We start from the raw sequence: 4,362 nt of genomic DNA, 5'->3' as shown, positions 1-4,362 counted from the left end.
GGCAGGGGCAGAGGGATTCGAACCCCCAACCATCGGTTTTGGAGACCGCTGTTCTACCAATTGGAACTATGCCCCTAGCGTTGGAGTCGCCATTATACAAAGAACCTGCTAAAGGTAAAGCGAAAAACATAACGGCCTTATTCAAGTGAATAGAAAACATACACTTTATACCAGAAAAGCCCGACCCGGTATGTGCCGGGCCGGAAAAAGGTTAATTTGCGCGCTGCTGCCGGTATTTCTCAAACCAGTAAATAATATAGGCAGGCTTGGCCATCATATTACTTGGTCGGGTATGAATGGCATGAGAAGCACCAGGGATACGCACCATGGCCGTATCAATACCCCGTAACTGTAACGCCTGATAGTATTGTTCTGTTTCAGAGATCGGTGTGCGGAAATCCGCCTCGCCGGTCAGCAACATAGTGGGCGTACTAACTTTACCAACATGCTGAATAGGCGAATGTTTTAAGTAATGTTCCGGGTTTTCCCAGGGCAAAGCCGGAAACCAGTATTGACTAAAATAGCTATACATATCTGCATTTAGTACAAAGCTATACCAGTTAATCACCGGGTTAACCGCAACCGCCGCCGCAAAACGATCAGTATGGGCTATGCTCCAGGTAGTAAGCACACCGCCGCCGCTACCACCGGTAATAAACAGCTCTTTGTCGCTAATAAAACCTCGGCTTAGCACCTGATCAACACCATCCATCAAATCCGTAAAATCATGGCTTGGGTAATTATGATGGATAAGATTAGCGAAGTTTTCACCATAACTTGTACTGCCCCGCGGATTGGTATACAACACCACGTAACCTTCAGCCGCCATTAACTGCAATTCCATTGCAAAATAAGGACCATAGGCAGTATGTGGGCCACCATGAATTTCTAAAATTAGCGGATATTTCTTACTTGCATCAAAAGCCGGCGGATAAATAAGCCAGCCCTGTAGCTTGCGCTTGTCTACGGACGATTCATACCAAAATTCTTCTACCTTACCAATTTCCCGCTTAAATAACAGATCACGATTAAAAGCGGTTAGGGTTTGCCGTTCATTACGCTGCAACGTTGCCAGTTCAGCAGGATGTGAAGTACTAGCCTGCGTATAAGCAATTAAACCATTGTCCGCCAGTGCAAACTGGCCGCCACTATAAGGGCGGCTATAAGATATGCCACCTAAGTTATCGGTAAGCACTTTCGTGCGGCCACTCAAAGAAAGCTCTGCCAGATAGCCTTTACCCTCACTATCATAGGAGATCACAAGGCCATTACTATTGGCTTGCCACTGAAAGCTGCTGATACTGCGATCTAATGGCTCCGTCAGGTTTTTGCTATTGCTACCATCAATATCCATTACATATAAGCGCATGGCCTGATGCGCCAGTTTGCGATCATCGTACCCCAGGTAAGCGATTTTTTTACCGTCAGGTGATACCTGCGGTTGGCTGTCTGGCCCAAAACGATCCGTTAACGCAGTTAGCTCGCGGCTTTTTAGATCTAACCGAAATACCTCAGTATTGTTTGCCAGCTCACGCCAGTTATCATGGCGGTTGGCGGAGAAGTAAAGCGCAGAGCCATCTGGGTGCCAGCTTAAACTGCTGCTATGATTAAATTCACCTGAGGTCAGCTGTATAGCGCTGCCCCCTTCGGCTGGCATCAGATAAATATGGGTATAACCTGCTGCCAAATAGCCAGCACCATCCGCGCGATATTGGCGGTTATCAATATAGATAGGCGCTTTAGCCCAATCGGCATTGGCGGGCTTGCCCGGTAAGGTAACGGGCGCAGGCTTATTTACTGGCGTAAACATGGTAAAAGCCAACCATTTGCCATCTGGCGACCAGCTCAGATTAGCCGGTGCCTGCGTAAGACGGCTTAATTGCACATTGCGGCCACTGTCTAGCCAATACAGATGAATTTGCTGCCCGGCAATATAGGCTACTTTACGATTATCCGGTGCCCAGCGCGGTGAATGAGCGTTTTGCTCTACCCCGGTCAGCGCTTGTAACTGGCCTTTATTGTCGGCAAGCCATAACATAGAACGGCGGCGGTCGGCTTGGCGATCCATCCAGTTGCGCACAAACAGAATTTGCTCACCTTTGCCGTCAGGCTGCGGATCTGACACAAATTCAATTTCAAACACATCGTCATATTCAAGTGGAGTCGTTACCGCGAGAGTGTTAAAGCTAAATGAGCAAACAACCAGAAATCCATATATCAACGTAACAAGGCGCATTTTTTAATCCATAGTGCTGTGTTAGCTTTCACCATACTAAAAAATATACAGCTAATCCAATAGACTATGCGCCTAACAACCTGAAAATGGCGTCAGAAATAAATTATTGCGTGCACTAAAGCGCTGAGAGATCGGCGAAAATCTGATAATCAGTAATCTTCCCGTCCAAGACCTGCAGCATATTAGCAAAGGGCACCGTTAACTTTGTATGATCGTGTCGAGTATAGGTCACGAAGCCACGACAAATCACCATGTCATCAGGCTGCCAGCAGTCAGATACCTGATGTTCGATAACAGCCATAGACTGCAAGAAAGCATTCACCGCATTTTCAACATTCGCTTTACCTTCTATTTGTGGCCAGTTACTAAAACAAAAAATGACATCCTCAGCCAAGAAATTAGCAAAAGCGTTAATATCTTTAGTATCAATACTATCAAATAGCGCAGTAATCATTACCAATAGCCTCTTTTATTAGTCAATATGCATTATAGACGCTGCCAGACTGTAAGATATTGTGATTAATCAATATTCTGCCATTGCAAAACAATATGACTAAATAACAGCAGGCAATATTAAGGAGCAAGCACCCCATAACTGGCACTACTGGCTTCAGCAGATATACTAAGAGAGTTAACTACGCTATTAAGTGAGGTAATATTAATGTATACCAAGCGCATAAAAACGCCCCTAATTGCCGCAGCAAGTGGTTTGCTATTCTGGGCTGCTGCAACCTCAGCCCATCACGGCTGGGCGTGGACCGAAAGCGAACAAACCGAAATGAATGGCACCATTACACAGATATTTATTGGCCCACCGCATCCCCGGCTGATGATTGATACCGCGGCCGGACCCTGGCAAGTTGATCTTGGAAATCCACGGCAGACCCAACAAGCCGGTTTTGTAGAAGGCGAGGCTTCTGTCGGAGATGCGGTGTTAATCCGCGGCCATCGCTCGGCAAAAAATGAAGAGCACATTATCAAAGCTGTACGAGCAACCATTAATGGTAAACAATATACTTTTTACCCTGAGTTAGTGCGTGAAGATTAACATTTAATGTTCAGTGCCTTACTGCTCAGTAACGTGCTACTCGACTTGGGCGATACGGCATTAGCGACGTTACTGCGTCAATCTGACTTCGCTTATCCACTAGTCAGTGCGTTCCATATCTGTGGCATCAGTCTGCTATTCGGCAACATACTGCTGCTCGATTTAAAATTATTTGGCATACTGCGACAACAAGCATTAACTGAACTATTGCCGTTGTTACAACGAATGGCAGCGCTAGGCTTATTAATCGCACTACTTAGCGGTACTTTGCTATTTAGTGTGCAACCGGCGCATTACTTATCTAATAATGCTTTTCTTATCAAGATGCTGTTCTTACTCCTGGCATTACTGAACATTCTACTGGTACATCGGCTACCAGCATGGCAAGCAGCGCTGATTAGCCAGCCTTTCGGCATTACCTTAAAAATATGTGCGTTAATATCCATTTTACTATGGCTCGCTGTGCTGTTAGCAGGACGTTGGATAGCTTTTGTCTGAACAAACATTGCTGGAGCATCACGCTCTTTCAGCTGCGGCGAGTCGCAATGCCCTCAGCTGGGTAGCAATTTTTTCCTCCGGCGTCGAGGCGCACGTCACTGTGCCCACTCAGCCTGCGCAGCCTCCTGCTGCTGTTGCAAAAATTCTAACGCAACTGAGGGCTCAACAAGCATTGCTGAAACTCCGAGTGCACAATCGCTGATATCCTCAAAAACACCAATGTAGCATGGCGACAAAACTGCCGGGAGCAGTTTTGGACTGCCGCAGGCAGGTCGCGACGCGATGCAGGCCAGGGAAGGCCTGCACACAAATTCGTTAGTAACGAATTTGGACGTTGCGAAGCGACGGCCCGTAGGGCGAAACACAAGGAGGTGTTTCGCAATGCCACACCCCGTAGGGGCTGTGGCTGGCGTGGGAGTCGGCGGTGTACTACTTTGCTCACCGCCTCCCTGGGGTTCGCCGCTTCGCGGCCAGCTAAAGCTGTCCCAGTTCGTTCCTGACGAACTGGTCGCATGGTATCGCCCTGCTCGAGCAATACACCGCGCCAGGATCGCAGCCAATAAAAAAGCCCCACTCTTAT

The 4,362-nt window shown here is 47.4% G+C and carries 4 protein-coding genes and 1 tRNA gene; 2 read left to right on the top strand and 3 right to left on the bottom strand.

The window, feature by feature from the left end:
• Nucleotides 1-2: 2 nt before the first annotated feature.
• The 3 genes from IE163_RS09070 to IE163_RS09060 all read right to left on the bottom strand — a co-directional run bounded on the left by IE163_RS09070 (nt 3) and on the right by IE163_RS09060 (nt 2,690).
• Nucleotides 3-76 (bottom strand) — tRNA-Trp (locus IE163_RS09070).
• Between the two features lie 135 nt (nt 77-211).
• Nucleotides 212-2,236 carry an alpha/beta hydrolase family protein gene (locus IE163_RS09065; RefSeq protein WP_189432441.1) on the bottom strand — a complete coding sequence of 675 codons (2,025 nt, stop codon included), beginning with the start codon at nt 2,234-2,236 and terminating at the stop codon, nt 212-214.
• A gap of 115 nt (nt 2,237-2,351) precedes the next feature.
• On the bottom strand, nt 2,352-2,690 hold the full coding sequence (locus IE163_RS09060) for a nuclear transport factor 2 family protein (RefSeq protein WP_189432439.1): 339 nt from the start codon (nt 2,688-2,690) through the stop codon (nt 2,352-2,354).
• A gap of 207 nt (nt 2,691-2,897) precedes the next feature.
• Between IE163_RS09060 and IE163_RS09055 the strand changes: the two genes are divergently transcribed.
• Together IE163_RS09055 and IE163_RS09050 are read left to right on the top strand one after the other, a co-directional pair.
• Complete coding sequence (locus tag IE163_RS09055) at nt 2,898-3,284, top strand: DUF6152 family protein (protein ID WP_189432437.1); 387 nt, start codon at nt 2,898-2,900, stop codon at nt 3,282-3,284.
• A 6-nt stretch (nt 3,285-3,290) separates the two neighbouring features.
• Nucleotides 3,291-3,782: a DUF6644 family protein gene (locus tag IE163_RS09050; RefSeq protein WP_229833503.1), complete on the top strand. Its 492-nt coding sequence runs from the start codon at nt 3,291-3,293 to the stop codon at nt 3,780-3,782.
• The last annotated feature ends 580 nt before the right edge of the window (nt 3,783-4,362 follow it).

The sequence above is a fragment of the Alishewanella longhuensis genome, assembly GCF_014653435.1.
In the GTDB taxonomy this organism is placed as follows: Bacteria; Pseudomonadota; Gammaproteobacteria; order Enterobacterales; family Alteromonadaceae; genus Alishewanella; species Alishewanella longhuensis.
The sequence above is the reverse complement of the archived record's forward strand: the minus strand, read 5'-3'. Positions and strand labels throughout refer to the sequence as shown.